The sequence below is a fragment of the Burkholderia pulmonis genome (assembly GCF_984667975.1).
In genome coordinates this window covers 3481647-3496257 of record NZ_OZ480186.1, presented here as the reverse complement: position 1 = coordinate 3496257, position 14611 = coordinate 3481647, and the positions used below count along the sequence as shown (strand labels likewise).

Annotated in this window: 14 protein-coding genes; 7 read left to right on the top strand and 7 right to left on the bottom strand. The window is 70.0% G+C overall.

Annotation, left to right across the window (positions count from 1 at the left end; genetic code table 11):
- The first annotated feature begins 592 nt into the window (after window positions 1-592).
- Window positions 593-2233, top strand: coding sequence for a GMC family oxidoreductase (locus AC5LXK_RS16255; RefSeq protein ID WP_493389720.1), 1641 nt, complete (start codon window positions 593-595; stop codon window positions 2231-2233).
- Window positions 2234-2262: 29 nt separating this feature from the next.
- Here AC5LXK_RS16255 and AC5LXK_RS16250 read toward each other — a convergent pair whose 3' ends face one another.
- The 6 genes from AC5LXK_RS16250 to fliF are packed head-to-tail and all read right to left on the bottom strand — an operon-like array spanning window position 2263 to window position 9079.
- Complete coding sequence (locus AC5LXK_RS16250) at window positions 2263-3612, bottom strand: flagellar hook-length control protein FliK (RefSeq protein WP_493389719.1); 1350 nt, start codon at window positions 3610-3612, stop codon at window positions 2263-2265.
- A gap of 31 nt (window positions 3613-3643) precedes the next feature.
- The gene (gene fliJ / locus AC5LXK_RS16245) at window positions 3644-4102 is read right to left on the bottom strand and encodes a flagellar export protein FliJ (protein WP_493389718.1); all 459 of its coding nucleotides are present in this window, start codon (window positions 4100-4102) and stop codon (window positions 3644-3646) included.
- A 5-nt stretch (window positions 4103-4107) separates the two neighbouring features.
- Entirely contained in the window at window positions 4108-5622 is a 1515-nt protein-coding gene (gene fliI, locus AC5LXK_RS16240) for a flagellar protein export ATPase FliI (protein WP_493391235.1), read from the bottom strand.
- Between the two features lie 32 nt (window positions 5623-5654).
- A complete protein-coding gene (gene fliH / locus AC5LXK_RS16235; RefSeq protein WP_493389717.1) occupies window positions 5655-6338 on the bottom strand; it encodes a flagellar assembly protein FliH in 684 nt (227 codons plus the stop codon).
- Window positions 6331-7326, bottom strand: coding sequence for a flagellar motor switch protein FliG (fliG, locus tag AC5LXK_RS16230; protein ID WP_493389716.1), 996 nt, complete (start codon window positions 7324-7326; stop codon window positions 6331-6333). Before fliG ends, fliH begins: the two co-directional genes overlap by 8 nt.
- Window positions 7316-9079: a flagellar basal-body MS-ring/collar protein FliF gene (gene fliF, locus AC5LXK_RS16225; RefSeq protein WP_493389715.1), complete on the bottom strand. Its 1764-nt coding sequence runs from the start codon at window positions 9077-9079 to the stop codon at window positions 7316-7318. Before fliF ends, fliG begins: the two co-directional genes overlap by 11 nt.
- A 249-nt stretch (window positions 9080-9328) precedes the next feature.
- Here fliF and fliE point away from each other — a divergent pair, with 249 nt between their 5' ends.
- The 6 genes from fliE to AC5LXK_RS16195 all read left to right on the top strand — a co-directional run bounded on the left by fliE (window position 9329) and on the right by AC5LXK_RS16195 (window position 13494).
- Complete coding sequence (gene fliE / locus AC5LXK_RS16220) at window positions 9329-9673, top strand: flagellar hook-basal body complex protein FliE (RefSeq protein WP_059232946.1); 345 nt, start codon at window positions 9329-9331, stop codon at window positions 9671-9673.
- A gap of 280 nt (window positions 9674-9953) precedes the next feature.
- Entirely contained in the window at window positions 9954-10388 is a 435-nt protein-coding gene (fliS, locus tag AC5LXK_RS16215) for a flagellar export chaperone FliS (RefSeq protein ID WP_493389714.1), read from the top strand.
- Window positions 10385-10717, top strand: coding sequence for a flagellar protein FliT (locus AC5LXK_RS16210; RefSeq protein ID WP_493389713.1), 333 nt, complete (start codon window positions 10385-10387; stop codon window positions 10715-10717). Before fliS ends, AC5LXK_RS16210 begins: the two co-directional genes overlap by 4 nt.
- Window positions 10718-10829: 112 nt before the next feature.
- On the top strand, window positions 10830-12176 hold the full coding sequence (gene fliK, locus AC5LXK_RS16205) for a flagellar hook-length control protein FliK (RefSeq protein WP_493389712.1): 1347 nt from the start codon (window positions 10830-10832) through the stop codon (window positions 12174-12176).
- Window positions 12173-12490, top strand: a complete 318-nt coding sequence (locus tag AC5LXK_RS16200) for an EscU/YscU/HrcU family type III secretion system export apparatus switch protein (protein WP_174994159.1) — start codon at window positions 12173-12175, stop codon at window positions 12488-12490. Before fliK ends, AC5LXK_RS16200 begins: the two co-directional genes overlap by 4 nt.
- Window positions 12491-12759: 269 nt before the next feature.
- On the top strand, window positions 12760-13494 hold the full coding sequence (locus AC5LXK_RS16195; protein ID WP_493389711.1) for a PepSY-associated TM helix domain-containing protein: 735 nt from the start codon (window positions 12760-12762) through the stop codon (window positions 13492-13494).
- 63 nt (window positions 13495-13557) lie between these two features.
- Here AC5LXK_RS16195 and AC5LXK_RS16190 read toward each other — a convergent pair whose 3' ends face one another.
- Entirely contained in the window at window positions 13558-14583 is a 1026-nt protein-coding gene (locus AC5LXK_RS16190) for an XdhC family protein (RefSeq protein WP_493389710.1), read from the bottom strand.
- Window positions 14584-14611 lie beyond the last annotated feature (28 nt).

Below are 14611 nucleotides of genomic sequence, written 5' to 3'. Positions count from 1 at the left end.
GTTTGAAATGAAATGCAGGCTGCGCGCACGACGTCCGGGCAACCCGGTCGGCACGTGGCCTGCAGAATCCGGCGCTGCATCGTCGTTCCTCCCGTTTCGCGACGGATCGGCTTCTCGTGGCCGGTGTATCGCGCGAAGCGAATCGATATATCTTAAATTTAGTTCACGCAGACGTTTAGAGGAATCGCTCTTGAATCCGCGCGCCGCGTGCGCCGCGGCCATTCCTACAATGCCCGAACACGAGGGTCTGTTTGCAGATGGAACGCGCATGCGTTGCCATGAGAACGGCCGCTCGCGAGGCGCGCGACGCCGCGAATACTGGCGTATTCGCAAGGAGCGCAACGCGGCGAGCGGCCGTTCTCATGGCAACCCCAAATCAAGAAAATCCCTGTCAGGGGAATGCCCGAAATCGCCCGTATGGCGGCGTCGCCCGTCGCTTGTTTGGCTCGGCCAAACGGCGCTCCTCGCTCCTGGCCCTACGAGCGATTTCGGGCATTCGCATGCGTGTTCCATCTGCAAACAGACCCTCCAAAGAGGGGACGCGGTCGCGCGGCGGTGCCGGGCGCCTTCCATGACACGACGGAGACGTGACATGCAATACGACTACATCATCGTCGGCGGCGGTTCGGGCGGGTCGAGCCTGGCAGGCCGTCTCGCCGATGCCTGCCCCGATGCGACGATCGCGCTGATCGAGGCCGGCTCGCATACGGAGCGCAACCTGCTGGTCAACATGCCGGTCGGCATCGCGGCGCTGGTGCCGTACAAGCTCGGCACGAACTACGGCTACGAGACGGTGCCGCAACCGGGCCTCGGCGGGCGACGCGGCTATCAGCCGCGCGGGCGCGGGATGGGTGGGTCGAGCGCGATCAACGCGATGATCTATACGCGTGGCCACCCGGGCGACTACGACGAGTGGGCGCAGCTCGGCGCGACGGGCTGGGGGTGGCAGGACGTGCTGCCGTATTTCCGCCGCGCGGAAGGCAACGAACGCGGCGCCGACGCATGGCACGGCGCGGACGGCCCGCTGTCGGTATCGGATCTGCGCTTTCGCAATCCGTTCTCCGAACGATTCATCCAGGCCGCGCATGCAGCCGGCTATCCGCTGAACGACGACTTCAATGGCGCGACGCAGGAAGGCGTCGGCTTCTATCAGGTCACGCACCGCGACGGTTCGCGCTGCAGCGTGGCGCGTGCGTACATTTACGGCCGCAACCGGCCGAACCTGCACGTGATCACCGATGCGACGGTGCTGCGCGTCGGCTTCGACGGCAAGCGCGCGGTCGGCGTCGCGGTGTCGCGCAACGGACGCGTCGAGACGCTCGGCGCCCGCGCGGAAGTGATCCTGTCGGCCGGCGCGTTCAATTCGCCGCAACTGCTGATGTGTTCGGGGATCGGTCCGGCGGAACAACTGCGCCGGCACGGGATCGCGGTCGTGCAGGATGCGCCGGACGTCGGCACGAACCTGATCGATCACATCGACTTCATCATCAACACGCGCGTGAATTCGTCGGAGCTGGTCGGCGTGTGCCTGCGCGGGATCGCGAAGATGACGCCCGCGCTCGCGCGCTATTTCTCGAGCCGCACCGGGATGATGACGAGCAACGTCGCGGAGGCCGGCGGCTTCATCAAGAGCGATCCGTCGCTCGAGCGTCCCGACCTGCAGCTGCATTTCTGCACGGCGCTCGTCGACGATCACAACCGCAAGATGCACTGGGGTTTCGGCTATTCGCTGCACGTGTGCGCGCTGCGGCCGTTCAGCCGCGGCACGGTCGCGCTCGCGACCGGCGATGCGCGCGACGCGCCGCTGATCGATCCGCGCTTCTTCAGCGATTCACGCGATCTCGACCTGCTCGTGCGCGGCACGCAGGCGATGCGCCGCATCCTGTCGCAGGCGCCGCTCGCATCGCAGGGCGGGCGCGAGCTGTACACGCGGCCGGACCAGAGCGAAGCCGAGCTGCGTGCGACGATCGTCGCGCATGCCGACACGATCTATCACCCGGTCGGCACGTGCCGGATGGGGACCGATGCGCGCGCGGTCGTCGATCCGCAACTGCGTGTGCACGGGGTCGAAGGGCTGCGCGTGGTGGATGCGTCGGTGATGCCGACGCTGGTCGGCGGGAATACGAATGCGCCGTCGGTGATGATCGGCGAACGCGCGGCGGACTTCATCGTCGCGGCGCGCAAGGGCGGTGTGCCGCGCGGCGAAGCGGCTGCCGCGGTGCACGGCCGCTGAACGCGGCGCGCGCACGGCGGCGGTCATGCTCAGGCAAACGTATCGACGAGGCCGGCGCGGCTCACGCTCGCGGCGGCCGGTGCGGATTGCGCAACGTCGGCGGGTGCATCGACGGATGACGATCCGCCGCTTCCGCGCCGCGACGATTGGCCGCCGGCGAAGGTTTGCTGCGGGTTCTGCTGCTGCGAAGCGAAGCCGCCGTCGCTGACGGTCGCGCTACCGAGCCCGAGCCCGCCCGCTTCCATCGCCTCGCGCAGCTTCGGCAGGGCGGCTTCGACCGCGTCGCGCACCTGCGCGTGCTGCGAGACGAACAGCGCGTGCGCATGATTGTCCGCAACGCGCAGCACGACCTGCAGCGGCCCGAGATCGGGCGGATTGAGCGTCAGCTCGGCGGTCTGCTGGTGCGCATTCGACAGGAACACGACCTTCTGGCTCAGGGCATCCGTCCAGTCGGCGGTGCCGACGTGCGGAGCGAGCATTTGCGCGTTGGCGGCGGCGATTGCCCCGGCTGCCGGCGACAGCTGCAGGTTCGCCTGCGCTGCGGCGGCGGCCGATGCGCCGGCTGCGAGCGTCGCGCTGGCGGCCGGATCCGCGGCGTTGCTGGCCGCCGCGAGTGCGTGCTGCATGCCGGACTGCGCGTTCGCGTCGGCCTGCAGCGCCTGCGCGGTGGCTTGCGTCGGCGTTTGCTGGGGCGCGAGCGCGCCCTTCGCGTCCGCGAGCGTGCGGTCGAACGTCGGCACCTTCGGCGTCAGCGGTGCGGCGGCGCTCGAGGCGGTTGCTGCCGGTGCCGAGGGCGTGGCAGCGGCGGTCGTGCCGGTCGCGGGCATCGCAATCGCGCCTGCGCCGCCCGTCAGCTTGGCGAGCGCCGCTTGCAGCGCGTCGCGGCTCGATGCCGGGTCGGTCGGCTGGGCGGCCGCGTCCTTGGTTGCCTGGCTCGCCAGCGTCGCGGTGGCGTCGGGCTGACCGGACACGGCCGCCTTCTGCGCAGCGGCAGCGGCGGTCGCTGTATCGGCCGGCTTCGCGTTGTCCGTGCGCGCCTGCAGCTGCGCCTGTACGGCCGCGGCGGCCGCGAGCGCGGCGGCGTCCGGGTTGGCGGCGGCGTTCGCGGTCGTGTCGTCGGTCGCGTCGTCGTCCGTGCCGGACGGCTTCGCGCCGGCGGCCGGCTTCGACGAAGCCTGTTTCGTCGACACGTCCGGCGTGCCGGCGTGATCCGTATCGCGGCGCGTGACGACGCTTTGCTTCAGCGTCTGCGCGAACGGCGCGGCGGTCGTGACAGCCGAGGCATCGTTGCCGGCGGCGGACGAACCCGAGCCGCGGGCAGCCTTGAGTGCGGCGCCGGCGGTGTCGATCAGTGCGCCGAGCAGGGGCAGGGGTGGCATGTCGGTTCTCTCGTTCGAATGCGGTGGTCGGTTACGACGAGCGGGCCGCGTCGGCCCGCATGCGCAGGATTTTCGCGGCATGTTCGTCGGCGTCGCGCTGTTCGCGCCGGGCGTCGAGCTTCGCTTCCTGCGCCACGCCGCGCGCCTGCAGGATTTCGTACGAGCCGACGGTGCGTTTCTTCTGTTGCCAGTTCGGGCGCGCCTCGTCGATGCGGACTTCCGCCGCGGCGAGCACGTTGCGCTGCTGCGCGATTGCCGCGTCGAGCGTATCGATGAACGCCTGGAAATTGCGCCAGTTGCCGGCCGGCATCCCGCTCTGCGCGGATTGCGCGAAGCGCGCGTGATATTCGTCGCGGTAGCGCAGCAGCGCGTCGAGCTGTTCGGCCGCCGAGGTGCGGTCGCGCTGCGCGGTGCCGAGCTGCTTCGCGGCCGAGTCGAGGTCTTCCTGCGCACGGTCGAGCAGCAACTGAAGGGGAAAGCCGTGAGCCATCTGGATCAGCCTCCGTAAGCGTCGAACAGCGCATCGAGCGCGGTCAGGCTCGATGCGAACGGCGCGCATTCGCGGAAGCCCTGCTGCAGGAATGCCTCGATGCGCGGGTAGAGCGCGATCGCGCGGTCGAGTTGCGCGTCGCGACCGGGCGCATACGCGCCGACCGCGATCAGGTCGCGATTGCGCTGGTAGCGCGACAGCATCTGCTTGAACTGCCGCACGTGGTCGAGATGCGTTTCGTCGATCAGCGCGGTCATCGCGCGGCTGATCGATGCCTCGATGTCGATTGCCGGATAGTGGCCGGCCTCGGCGAGCGAGCGCGACAGCACGACGTGGCCGTCGAGGATCGCGCGCGCCGAATCGGCGATCGGGTCCTGCTGGTCGTCGCCTTCGGTCAGCACCGTGTAGAACGCGGTGATCGAGCCGCCGCCTTCGGGCCCGTTGCCGGTGCGCTCGACGAGCGCGGGCAGCTTCGCGAACACCGACGGCGGATAGCCCTTCGTCGCGGGCGGTTCGCCGATCGCCAGCGCGATCTCGCGCTGCGCCATCGCATAGCGCGTCAGCGAATCCATCAGCAGCAGCACGTGCTTGCCCTGGTCGCGGAAATACTCGGCGAGCGACGTGGCGTAGGCAGCGCCCTGCATCCGCAGCAGCGGCGACACGTCGGCCGGCGCCGCGACGACGACCGAGCGCGCGAGCCCGTCCTCGCCGAGGATCTGTTCGATGAATTCCTTCACTTCGCGGCCGCGTTCGCCGATCAGCCCGATCACGATCACTTCCGCGCTCGTGTAGCGCGCCATCGTGCCGAGCAGCACCGACTTGCCGACGCCGGAGCCGGCGAACAGGCCCATCCGTTGTCCGCGGCCGACGGTGAGCAACCCGTTGATCGCACGCACGCCGACGTCGAGCACGTGATGGATCGGCTCGCGTTCGAGCGGGTTGATCGACGGCGCCGACAGCGGCGCATCGATCTTCGACCCGAGCGGGCCGAGGCCGTCGAGCGGGCGGCCCGATGCGTCGACGACGCGCCCGAGCATCTCCCAGCCGACCGGCAGCCGCTTCGCGCCCGCGAGCGGATCGGTGACGGGCGCGCTTTCGAGCGGCCACACGCGCGCGCCGGGCAGCACGCCCGCGACGTCGGTGGTCGGCATCAGGAACAGGCGGTCGCCGGCGAAGCCGACGACTTCGGCTTCCGCGTGCGGCAGCGTGCTGCCGGGCGGCAGTTCGATCGTGCATTCGGCGCCGACCGACAGGCGCAGCCCGATCGCCTCGAGCACGAGGCCGGCGGCGCGCGTGAGGCGCCCGCACGGCCGCAGCGGCAGCGCGCGGTGGCTGCGCGCGGCGAGCCCGTTCAGGTGCGAGCGCCAGTGGGCGAGATGCGGGTTGTGCGGCGCACGCGGCGCGGCGCCGGCGGTGTCGACGGCCGGCGGCGCTGCGTGCGGCGTGGCGTCGTGTGCCGATTCGTGCGCGGCAGCGGGTCCGAACGATGCGAGCGCGAGCTCGCGTTCGAGCGGCGTCATGCCGTCGTGCGCGAGCGCGTCGGACGGCCGCGTCACCACGTGCTCACCTTGCCGATCGCGGCGGCGACGCGCTGCCAGCGCGTGGGCATCGTTGCGTCGACCTCGCCGGTCGCGGCGTGCGCGCGGCAGCCGCCGCGCTCGATCGACGCGTCGGTGCGCACGTTCCAGCCGAGCGTATCGAGATCGTCCTGCAGATAGGCTTCGACGACGGGCAGGTCGGCCGGATTCACCGCGAGATGCGGCGCGCCGGACAGCGCGGGTTCGGCCGCGAGTACGTCGCGCACGGCCGCGACCAGCGCGGCCGGGTCATGCTTCACGTGCTGGCGCACGACCTGCTGCGCGATGTCGAGCGCGAGCTGCGCGATGTCGGCGGCGAGATCGTGCTCGACGGTCGATACGGCTTCGCGGAACGACGCGGCGAGCGCCGCGAGCTGCGCGGCCTGTTCGCGTGCGTCGGTCTGGCCGGCCTCGAAACCCTGTGCGCGGCCCTGCTCGAAACCGGCCTGGTAGCCGAGCGCCTGGCCTTCGACGTGGCCGGCCGCATGGCCTTCGGCGTGCGCGGCATCGCGCACGCGCTGCAGTTCTTCCGCGAGCGCGGCGGCAGCGGCCGCCGCGTCGTCGGGCGGCGGCGGGGGCGGCGGCGGGTCGAACGACGCCATCTCCCACCGCTGGTAAGCGGTGAGGGTGCCCACGCGATCGCTCGCCGAATCAGACATACGCGTCTTCCGCCTTGCCGCCGATCGCGATCTGGCCGCTCTCGGCGAGGTTGCGCACGATCTGCAGGATGCGGCGCTGCTGCGTCTCGACTTCGGACACGCGCACCGGGCCGCGCGCGTCGAGATCCTCGGCGAGCAGTTCGGCCGCGCGCTGCGACATGTTCGCGAGGAATTTCTGGCGCAGCGCGGGCGGCGCGCCCTTCAGCGCGACGATCAGCGTTTCCGACTCGACTTCCTTGAGCACCATCTGGATCGCGCGGTCCTCGAGGTCGAGCAGGTTCTCGAACACGAACATCTGGTCGACGATCTTCTGCGCGAGATCGGCGTCGTACTGGCGCACGCTCTCGAGCACGCCTTCCTCATGCACGCTCGTCATGAAGTTCAGGATCTCGGCCGCGGTGCGGATGCCGCCCATCGGGCTGCGCTTCAGGTTGTCGCTGCCGGACAGCAGGCCCGTCAGCACGTCGTCGAGTTCGCGCAGCGCGGCCGGCTGGATGCCGTCGAGCGTCGCGATCCGCAGCATCACGTCGTTACGCAGCCGTTCGGTGAAGCACGACGCGATCTCGGACGCCTGGTCGCGGTCGAGGTGCACGAGGATCGTCGCGATGATCTGCGGGTGCTCGTTCTTGATCAGCTCGGCCACGGCGCCCGAGTCCATCCATTTCAGGCCCTCGATGCCGCTCGTGTCGCTGCCCTGCAGGATGCGGTCGATCAGCACGCCGGCCTTGTCCTCGCCGAGCGCCTTCGTCAGCACCGAGCGGATGTACTCGCTCGAATCGAGCGACAGCGCGGTGTGCTGCTCGGCTTCCTTCACGAAGTCCTGCAGCACGTCCTCGACCTGCTCGCGCGTGACGTTCTTCAGCGCGGCCATCGCGGCGCCGATCTTCTGGACCTCGCGCGGCGCGAGGAACTTGAATACCTGCGCGGCCTCTTCCTCGCCGATCGACATCAGCAGCAGCGCGCTCTTGGTCAAGCCTTCAGCGTTCATCGGACACCCAGTTCTTCACGACGGTGGCGACGATCTTCGGATCCTGGCGGGCGATCGTGCGCGCGTAGTCGAGGTTGCGTTCGTAGCGGTTCTTCTCGTTTTCGAAGCCGAGCAGCATCGGGTCGGGCTCCTCCGTCTTGACCGGCGCGGGCAGGCCGTCGAGCGCGACCGGATCGTCCGGTGCCGCGAGGGCCGGCGCGACCGGCTCGGGCGGCGGGAACGCGCGGCGCATCGCCGGGCGCACGAACATGAAGTAGAGCGCTGCCGCGGCCGCCGCGATGCCGAGCCACTTCGCGGCTTGCTTCGCCATCTCGATCATGTCGGGCTGGCGCCACCACGGCAGGTCGGCGTACGGGTCGCTGACGGTCGAGAACGCGCTGTTCACGACGTTCACCGAGTCGCCGCGCTTCTCGTCGTAGCCCATCGCGTCCTTCACGAGCTGCTCGACCTGCGCGAGCTTCGCGGGCGGCAGCGGCTGCATCGTCACGTGGCCCTTCGCGTCTGCGACCGGCTGGTAGTTGACGACGACCGCGACCGACAGCCGCTTCACGCTGCCCATCGGCTGTTCGAGATGGCGGATCGTCTTGTCGAGCTCGTAGTTGGTCGTCTGGTCCTTGCGGTCGCTGACCGGCGTCGTTTGCGGCCCGTTCTGGCCGTTGCCGGCGACGATCGGCGCGGAAGCTGGCTGCGGCGGCGTGTTCGACAACGCGCCCGGCACGCCCGATGCGCCGCCCTGCGCGAGTTCGGTCGCGCTGCTGGTCTGCTGGCTGCGGATCGCGGATTGCTGCGGATTGCCGTTCGGGCCGTAGCTTTCCGACGTCTGCTCGATCTTCGAGAAATCGAGATCCGCGCTGACCTGCGAACGTGCGTTGCCGGCGCCGAAGATCGGCGCGAGGATCGCGTCGATGCGCTTCTGCGTGTTGTGCTCGACCTGCTGCACGTACTTGAGCTGGCTCGCGTCGAGGCCGGAGGCGGACGCGGTCTGGGTCAGCAGGTTGCCGTCCTGGTCGACGATCGTCACGTTCTTTGCCGGCATGTCGGGCACGCCGGACGACACCATCCGCGTGATCGCCTGGACCTGGCCCTCGTCGAGCACGCGGCCCGGGTAGAGATCGATGAACACCGACGCGCTCGGCGCTTCCTTGTCGCGCACGAACACCGACGGCTTCGGGATCGCGAGATGCACGCGCGCGCCGCGCACGGCGTTGATCGATTCGATGGTGCGCTGCAGCTCGCCTTCGAGCGCACGCTGGTAGTTGACCTGTTCGGCGAACTGGCTGATGCCGAATTTCTGGTTGTCCATCAGCTCGAAGCCGACCGAGCCGCCCTTCGGCAGCCCCATCGCGGCGAGCTTCAGGCGCGTTTCATGGACCTGGTTCGACGGCACGAGGATCGCGCCGCCGGCATCGGCGAACTTGTAGGGAACGTTTGCCTGCTGGAGCGCGGCAATGATCGCGCCGCCGTCGCGGTCCGACAGGTTGCTGTACAGCACGCGGTAGTCGGGCGTGCGGCTCCACAGCACGAGCGCGGTGATCGCGGCGATCGCGAACGCGACGACGATCAGGAACGGCAGTTTCGGGTTGCCCTTCATCCGCGAGATGCCGGGAATGCGTTCCGCGAAGCCGCCCAGACCGAAGTCTGCGCCTGCGCCACCCGCGCCCGGCAACGCGGTGGCCGCGGCGGCGCCGGGCGCCGGGCTGGCGAGGCCCGCGCGGGCGTCTGGGTTGATCAGCGAGTTGGCCTGCGAATCCATGCGTCGAGTTTCTCCGGAGCGGGACGACTGAGCTCGCTCGGACGAGCGGGCGGACAATGACACGATGCGATTATCGTGACCCGGGGCGTACTCCGATCGACCGAAAAGAGCGGGGTTTCCCCCGTACTTTCTCGGCTTTGACGCGCGGCGCGCTGCTATCCTTTTTCGCGATCCGGCATGGTGCGCGTGGTGCGGCACCGGCGGACACGCCCGGCGCGTCCGGGTCTCTTCTCTAAGTCTGGGGACAGCATGACTGCGAACGTCAGCGGAATCGGTTCGGTGTTGCAACAGATGCAGTCGATGGCCGCGCAGGCCTCCGGCGGCGTCGCGAGCCCGACGGCAGCGCTTGCCGGCTCCGGCGCGGCGACGGCCGGCACGTTCGCGAGCGCGATGAAGGCATCGCTCGACAAGATCAGCGGCGACCAGCAGCACGCGCTCGGCGAGGCGAAGGCGTTCGAGGTCGGCGCGCCGAACGTGTCGCTGAACGACGTGATGGTCGACATGCAGAAAGCCAACATCGGCTTCCAGTTCGGGCTCCAGGTCCGAAACAAGCTAGTGAGCGCTTACAACGACATCATGCAGATGTCGGTGTGACGCGACGGGCATCCGGGGGCGGCTATCCGACGACGGGCATCCGGGGGCGGCTATCCGGGGACGGGCATCCGGGGACGGCTATCCGGCGACGGGCATCCGGGAGCGGTTAACCGGTGACAGCTTGCCGGACACGGGCAACGGGCCGGTATCGCTTGCCCGGCGGCAGGCCCCGCGCACCTAAAGCTTTTCAAATCCCTTCCGATAACTCCGGTGTGAAGGCCGCGTCGTGCGATGCACGGCGGCGGCTCCCGTATAGCCAAGGCATAACAAGGAGAAGCGCATGTTTTCCCCAGGACACGCTGGAGCCAGTGCATACGCGCGTGTCGGCGTCGAGACGGGGGTGATGGGCGCCTCCCCGCACCGGCTGATCGCGATGCTGTACCAGGGCGCGCGGCAGGCGATTGCGTTGGCGCGCATGCATTTGCAGCAGGACAACGTGTCCGCGCGCGGTGAAGCGATCGGCAAGGCGATCCGGATCGTCGAGAACGGGCTGCAGGCGTCGCTGAACCGCGACGCGGGCGGCGAGATCGCGGACCGGCTCCATACGCTGTATGCGTATATCGGCCGGCGCCTGCTGGAAGCGAACGCGCAGGCGAGCGACGCGATGCTGGTCGAGGTCGACGGGCTGCTCGCCACGCTCGAGGAAGCATGGACGGGCATCGCCCCGGAAGTCGCGCGGATGGCCGCGCAACAGGCAGTGGAAGCGTCAAGATGAATCACAAGGCCGAATACTTCGCACGTTACGAGGCGCTCGCCGCCGTGTCGGGCCGCATGCTGTGCGCCGCGCGCGGCGCCGACTGGAGCGCGCTGCCGGGGTTGCAGGCCGAATTCATGCTGCTCGTCGACAGGCTCAAGGAGGCCGATCCGGGCGTTGCACTCGACGAATCGGATCTCGGCCGCAAGCTCGACCTGATCCGCCGGATCCTGGCCGACGACGCCGCGATCCGCGATCTCGCGAGCCCGGACGTCGCGCGGCTGTCCGCGCTGTTCGAGGCGCGGCGCTCGACCAAGGTATTGACCGATCTCTACCGCGCGCGCGGGTAGGGCCGTTTTCCGGGGAGACGGGCGCGTTGCCGCACGCGCAGTCGCTGCGGGCAGCAACGGCGTGCGGTGCCCGGATTCGCAACGATGTGGCTGAGGTGAGCAGGCTCCGATCATGACCGGTATCGACTCCGTTGCGGCCGCGCTGCTGGCGAGCCGCCTCGACAGCCTGCTGACCGGCACCGTGTCGGCGCCCGCCGGCGGCAGCGCGACCTCGCAGGTCGGCACGCCGGGCGCCGGCGCGTCGTCCCCGCCGCCCGCCGGCAGTCCTCCCGCCGCGCCGCCGGCTTCCACGCAGACCGCGCTGTCCGACGTCGGGCGCGTGCTCGACGCGATCTCGCGCTCGGGCGGCGATGCGACGCCGGCGATCGCCGGTCGCGGGCCGCTGCTGGCCGACCCCACCGTGCTGCTGACCGATACGGTCGTGCCGGTCGCATCCGGCCCGGCGCCGTCTTCCACACCGGCTTCCACCGAGGCATCGTCCGCAGCGGTGGTGCGCGATGCGGCGGCGCTGCTGCCGGTCGTGGCGTTGCGCGCGGCGCTGGCACAGGCCGTGAGCGAAAGCGGCCTCTTCTACGAATCCCATCTCGCGCAGTGGCTGGCCGGCCAGCGCCCGCTCGCGGCGCTGATGCGGGAGCCGCAGGCGCGCCTCGCGGCCGCGCTCGCGCCGGCCGACCCGGATGCCGCGCCGCACGATTCGACCGACGTGCTCGACGAACTGCTCGCGCAGCGCCTGCCGCTGCCGGCGTCCGCGCGGGCAACCGCGCAACCGGGCGCACCGGCCCAGGGCGGCGCGCCGGCGCGCGATCCCGCGCAGGCCATGCAGGCGGCGGCCCGGCAGGGTGCGTCGTCTCCGTCCGGCAGCGCCGATCCGCTGGATGGGCGCGCCGATACGCGCTGGACGCCCGCGCGTGCCGAACTGGCTGCCGCGTCGTCCGATCCGCAGGCGCAGACGCTCGCCACCGTCCACCCGGCCGCGGTGCCGCTCGTCCGGCAGCAGCTCGATGCGCTCGCGACCGATCAGTTCCGCTGGACCGGCGAGGCGTGGCCCGGCGCGCGGCTCGACTGGACGATCGAACCCGACGAGCCGGGCAACCGGGGCACGCGCGGCGGCGGTGACGACGCCGGCGACGGCATCGCGTGGCGCACGCGCCTCACGCTGACGCTGCCGTCGCTCGGCACGGTCGACGCCGAGCTGGTGCTGAACGGCGCGCAGCTCGTCGCGCGGCTGCGTGCGAACCAGACGGGCGCCGACCGCCTCACGCGAAACGAGGGCGCGCTGCGGCAGCGGCTCGAAGGGTCGGGGCTCAAGGTGGGCGGGCTGTCGATCCGTGCGGTCGACGACGGGCCGGACGGCTTCGACCTGTTTGCCGCGCAGGCGGCCGCCGCCGCGTATGCGCGCGGCGCGGCCGGCGGACCGGACGTGCGGGTGCCGGGTGCCGACGACGAGGCGCTGTCATGAGCATGACGTCCCGCAAGCGCGCGGCCGCGCTCGTCTACGACCCGAAAGGCGGCGACGCGGCACCGCGCGTGGTCGCGAAGGGGTATGGCGTGCTCGCCGAGATGATCGTCGCGCGTGCGCACGACGCGGGGCTGTATGTCCATACGGCGCCGGAGATGGTGTCGCTGCTGATGCAGGTCGATCTCGACGACCGGATTCCGCCGCAGCTCTACCAGGCCGTCGCGGACCTACTCGCGTGGCTGTACGCGCTCGATCGCACCGAGCCCGAGCCGGGCGACGCCGCCCCGCGTTTTCCGCTGCCGCCGTTGCGCTGAACGGCCTGCCGCGGCGCGGCTCATTACGAAATGCTGTCTTGGTCTTGCAGAATCATTCTGCTGACATCTTTCGCCTATTTTCCGGTATCGCTCCGCAACGCGGGCTGTTCTCCTGCGATTCTTCGTCTGTCGAATCCGCCGTCGCGTACCCGTACGGATTGAGCCGGGCATTGATTTGTGTAATGATATCCATTCTCATTTTCATGTTGACCGGGCGGCGCGCATTCCCTGCGCGCCGCCCGTTGTTTTGAACGAATGGATACTTTCGCGTGAACGCGCCCGAAACGATCGACCCGCCCAAGGCGGGCATGCCGCGCGCCGGCGTCACCGTGCTGCACCCGGCGGCCCGTCCGCTGGGCGATGACGAGCTGGCCGCGCGCCGCCAGCGCTCGCGTCGCGCAACCTTCATCAAGTGGCTGCGCAAGGTGCACGGCTGGGTCGGGTTGTGGGGCGCGGTGCTCGGGCTGCTGTTCGGCGTGACGGGCGTGCTGCTGAATCACCGCGCACCGCCGCTGAAGATACCGACCGGCGAGCCGCAGGTCGAGGAGATGCAGCTCGCGCTGCCGGATCCGGTGCCGAAGACGCCCGCCGCGATGACGAAGTGGCTGCAGCAGGAACTGCATTTCGACGGCAAGCCGGGGCGCATGCGCAAGGAGCCGGCGCAGGCCGTCGCGTGGGGCGACAAACGCGTGATGCAGCCGGAGCACTGGCAATTCGGCGTGTTCGGGCCGCACCAGAACCTGCAGGCCGAGTACTGGGTCGGCAACGGCTACGTGTCGGTGAAGCGCACGGGCAACACGTTCCTGACAACGCTGAACAACCTGCATCGCGGTGTCGGGATGAACGTCGGCTGGGTGCTGTTGATGGACACGATCGCAGGCTCGCTGATCCTGCTGTCGCTGACGGGCGTGCTGCTGTGGACCGAGCTGAACAAGCGCCGCACCGTCGGTGTCGTGCTGGTGGTCGGTTCGGTCGCCGCGGCGCTGGCTGCCGGCCTCACCTGACCTGACGATCGATGCTCGCGCGCGGCTGCGGCCGGCGCGAGCGTCGTCGGCCGCAGCCGCGGATCAGAGTCCGCAGGCCGCGCCGCTGTTCGCCGCGATTTCGCGCGCGGCCTTCGCGCCTTCGACCTGCAGGATCGTCGGCAGCGACACGTGGTTCTTCGCGGCGGTGATCTCGGCGAGGATCGAGATCGCGATTTCCGGCGGCGTCCGGCTGCCGATGTAGATGCCGGCCGGCCCGTGCAGCCGGCCCAGTTCCGCTTCGTTCAGGTCGAATTCGAGCAGCCGTTCGCGCCTTGCCGCGTTGTTGCGCCGCGAGCCGAGCGCGCCCACGTAGAACGCGGGCGTTTTCAGCGCTTCCATCAGCGCGAGATCGTCGAGCTTCGGATCGTGCGTGAGCGCGATCACGGCCGAACGCGCGTCGAGCTTCATGTCGAGCACCGTATCGTCGGGCATCGTGCGCACGACGCGCGTGCCCGGCACGTCCCACGCATCCGTGTATTCCTCGCGCGGATCGCACACCGTCACCTGGTAGTCGAGCCCGACCGCGATCTGGCACAGATAGCGCGACAGCTGGCCGGCGCCGATCACGAGCATCCGGTAACGCGGCCCATGGATCGTCACGAGCCGCTCGCCGTCGAATGCGAGTCCGTCGGCCGCCTGCGCGGGCGACAGCGACGCGCGGCCGGTCGCGAGCGTCATCGTGCGCGTGACGAGGCGGCCGGCCTCGACCTCCGCGCACAGCGCGGCAACGCCGCTGTCGCGCGTGAGCGGCTCGAGCACGAGCTGGATCGTGCCGCCGCACGGCAGCCCGAAGCGGTGCGCTTCCTCGGCCGTCACGCCGTACTTGAGCGCTTCCGGGCGCGCATCGGCGGCGATTCCGCTCGCGTGCACGCGAGCGATCAGGTCGTCCTCGATGCACCCGCCGGACACGGAGCCGACCACCAGACCGTCCTCGCGTACCGCGAGCATCGCGCCCTCGGGGCGCGGCGACGAGCCCCAGGTCTTCACGACGGTCACGAGCAGCACGCGGCGCCCTTCTTCGAGCCAGCGCGCGCTGGATTTCAGTACATCGAGATCGACGCTTTCCATCATCTTTTCCTGTTGCCGGACGGCCCGT

Bases quoted from the DNA above. Each gene is read 5' to 3' on its own strand.
- fliG (WP_493389716.1), bottom strand. From the start codon at position 7,326: ATGAACGCTGAAGGCTTGACCAAGAGCGCGCTGCTGCTGATGTCGATC.
- AC5LXK_RS16210 (WP_493389713.1), top strand. From the start codon at position 10,385: ATGAATCACAAGGCCGAATACTTCGCACGTTACGAGGCGCTCGCCGCC.
- fliS (WP_493389714.1), top strand. From the start codon at position 9,954: ATGTTTTCCCCAGGACACGCTGGAGCCAGTGCATACGCGCGTGTCGGC.
- AC5LXK_RS16200 (WP_174994159.1), top strand. From the start codon at position 12,173: ATGAGCATGACGTCCCGCAAGCGCGCGGCCGCGCTCGTCTACGACCCG.
- fliH (WP_493389717.1), bottom strand. From the start codon at position 6,338: ATGTCTGATTCGGCGAGCGATCGCGTGGGCACCCTCACCGCTTACCAG.
- AC5LXK_RS16190 (WP_493389710.1), bottom strand. From the start codon at position 14,583: ATGGAAAGCGTCGATCTCGATGTACTGAAATCCAGCGCGCGCTGGCTC.
- AC5LXK_RS16250 (WP_493389719.1), bottom strand. From the start codon at position 3,612: ATGCCACCCCTGCCCCTGCTCGGCGCACTGATCGACACCGCCGGCGCC.
- fliJ (WP_493389718.1), bottom strand. From the start codon at position 4,102: ATGGCTCACGGCTTTCCCCTTCAGTTGCTGCTCGACCGTGCGCAGGAA.
- fliK (WP_493389712.1), top strand. From the start codon at position 10,830: ATGACCGGTATCGACTCCGTTGCGGCCGCGCTGCTGGCGAGCCGCCTC.
- fliF (WP_493389715.1), bottom strand. From the start codon at position 9,079: ATGGATTCGCAGGCCAACTCGCTGATCAACCCAGACGCCCGCGCGGGC.
- AC5LXK_RS16255 (WP_493389720.1), top strand. From the start codon at position 593: ATGCAATACGACTACATCATCGTCGGCGGCGGTTCGGGCGGGTCGAGC.
- fliE (WP_059232946.1), top strand. From the start codon at position 9,329: ATGACTGCGAACGTCAGCGGAATCGGTTCGGTGTTGCAACAGATGCAG.
- fliI (WP_493391235.1), bottom strand. From the start codon at position 5,622: ATGACGCCGCTCGAACGCGAGCTCGCGCTCGCATCGTTCGGACCCGCT.